Genomic DNA, 2,150 nt, shown 5'->3' with positions numbered 1-2,150 from the left:
TCCTGACCGCGGCGAGCAGCTCGCGCGTGCCGGCTCTCGCATCGGCGACGACGGCGGCGTCGGGCGTCAAGCGGCGCATTTCCACTGGATCGATATCGATGCGAACCGATTTCAGGCCGGGCGGCTGAAACGGCCACCGGAACGACGAGGCCGGCAATTCCATGCGGGTGCCGATCCCGATCATGAGGTCGGTGGTGGGCCAGAGCTTGTAAGCGGCGGCCATCGTCAAGCCGAGCTCATGGGCGTTGGAAACGATGCCGCGGCCGCTGCGGAACGCCACCACCGGCGCGTCGATCAGTTCGGCCAGTTCGAGGATTTCCTCGCGGGCGTCGATCGCGCCGCTGCCGACAAAGATCATCGGCGTCCGGCTAGCCGAGATCAGCGCCGCGGCGGACTTGATCCGGTCGGGATCGGGCCGCGGTGCGGGGAAGGGATCGAACACTTTTGCGGCGCCGACCGCCGCCCGCTGCGTGAACACGTCCCACGGCATTTCCAGCGAAACCGGCCCGCGGCGGCCCGACAGCATTTCCTGGAACGCGCGCGAGACCATCGCAGGGGCATTGTCGGGATATTCGATCCGGTCGGCCCATTTCACGAAGGTGCGGAGCGTCGCGAGCTGATCCGGCATCTCGTGCAGATGGCCGCGGCCCTTGCCCAAAAATGGCGTCGGCACCTGGCCGGTCAGGCACAGCACCGGCTCGTTCGACCCGAACGCCGTCAGCAGCGCCGCGCCGGCATTGAGCACGCCGGGGCCGGGCACCACGCTGAACACGCCGGGCCTGCCGGTCGATCGCGCATAGCCATAGGCCATGTAGCCGCAGGCCTGTTCGTGGCGCGCGCCGATCACCTTCAGCTGCGCCTGATGAAACGCGTCGAACAGGCCGTAAATTTGCGCGCCGGGCAGGCCGAACACGGTGTCGACGCCATGGGCGACGAGGCCGTTGACGATCGCTTCGCCGCCGGAAGTTGAGGTCATTTTACTGTCCGCTCGGTCACTCGATTGATGGGGCTTCGTCGACCACGCCGTTGCGAAGAACCCCGACGCCGTCGGCTTCGACCTCGATCACGTCGCCGGGCTTGAGGTAGCGCGGCGGATCGAACCGTGCGCCGGCGCCGGTCGGCGTTCCCGTGACGATGACGTCGCCCGCTACCAGCGTGGTGAAGGTCGAGATGTAGTTGATCAGGTAACGGAAGCCGAAAATCAGCCGCGAGGTGCGGTCGTCCTGCCGCGTCTCGCCATTGACGCGGGTGGTCAGGCGGATATCCGATATCTGCGATTCATTGCTGTAAGGGACGAGCCACGGACCGAGACTGCCGGTCGAATCAAAATTCTTGCCCTGGGTCACGTTGAATTTCGCGTGCCGCACCCAGTCGCGGATGGTGCCTTCATTGCATAGCGTCACCGCTGCGATGTGCTCCAGCGCCGCGCTCTCCTTGATGTGCCGGCCGGCCTTGCCGATGACGACAACCAGCTCGCCCTCGTAATCGAGCTGCATTGAGGCGCGCGGGCGCACCAGCGGCGCATCGTGTCCGACAAAGGAGCGCGGCGTGCGCATGAACATGCTCGGATATTTCGGCGCGTCCTGGCCGTCCTTGTATTCGGCGTTGCGGTCGGGATAGTTGACGCCGATGCAGATGATCTTTTCGGGCGCCGGAACCGGCGGCTGCCATTTGATCGCATCGAGCGCGTGGTCCGGCGAATGCCGTGCGGCATCCTCGGCCAGTTTGATCAGCGCGCCGGCGGCGATCGCCTCGCGCAGCGTCGGATAATCCTTTCCAAAGCGCGCGGAGAGATCGACGATACCGCCATCGGTTACGGCACCATATCTGGTGACGCCGCCGATGGAATAGGATGCGATGCGGTGTGAGGCCATGAGCTGTCCTGGTCAGCCCGGAATCATGCCGGCGGCTTTGATCGCGGCAGCCGCCGCCGGCGTTCTGAGATAATCGATGAAGGCCCTGGCCGCGCCCGCGTCCCTGGCGTCGGCGGCGACGGCCGCGGTGAAAACCAGTTCCTGCTGCAGTTCGGCCGGGAAGGGGCCGGCCGGTTCGACGCCGGGCGCGATCAGCACGTTGGTGAGAAACACGCCGAGTTCGGCGTCACCACTGGCGACGGCCGGCGCGATCTGCGCAGGGGCGGCCTGAACTTT

Annotated in this window: 3 protein-coding genes; all 3 read right to left on the bottom strand. The window is 66.1% G+C overall.

Going from position 1 to position 2,150, the window contains the following annotated elements; genetic code table 11:
- Positions 1-976: thiamine pyrophosphate-binding protein (locus WCE35_RS16905; protein WP_424594475.1), on the bottom strand; the 976-nt coding region annotated here is incomplete at its 3' end.
- 16 nt (positions 977-992) lie between these two features.
- On the bottom strand, positions 993-1,874 hold the full coding sequence (locus WCE35_RS16900; RefSeq protein WP_424594474.1) for a fumarylacetoacetate hydrolase family protein: 882 nt from the start codon (positions 1,872-1,874) through the stop codon (positions 993-995).
- Between the two features lie 12 nt (positions 1,875-1,886).
- On the bottom strand, positions 1,887-2,150 hold a 264-nt coding region (locus WCE35_RS16895; RefSeq protein ID WP_424594473.1), incomplete at its 5' end, for a substrate-binding domain-containing protein.

This window comes from Bradyrhizobium sp., assembly GCF_049691595.1.
Taxonomy (GTDB): domain Bacteria; phylum Pseudomonadota; class Alphaproteobacteria; order Rhizobiales; family Xanthobacteraceae; genus Bradyrhizobium.
The sequence above is the reverse complement of the archived record's forward strand: the minus strand, read 5'-3'. Positions and strand labels throughout refer to the sequence as shown.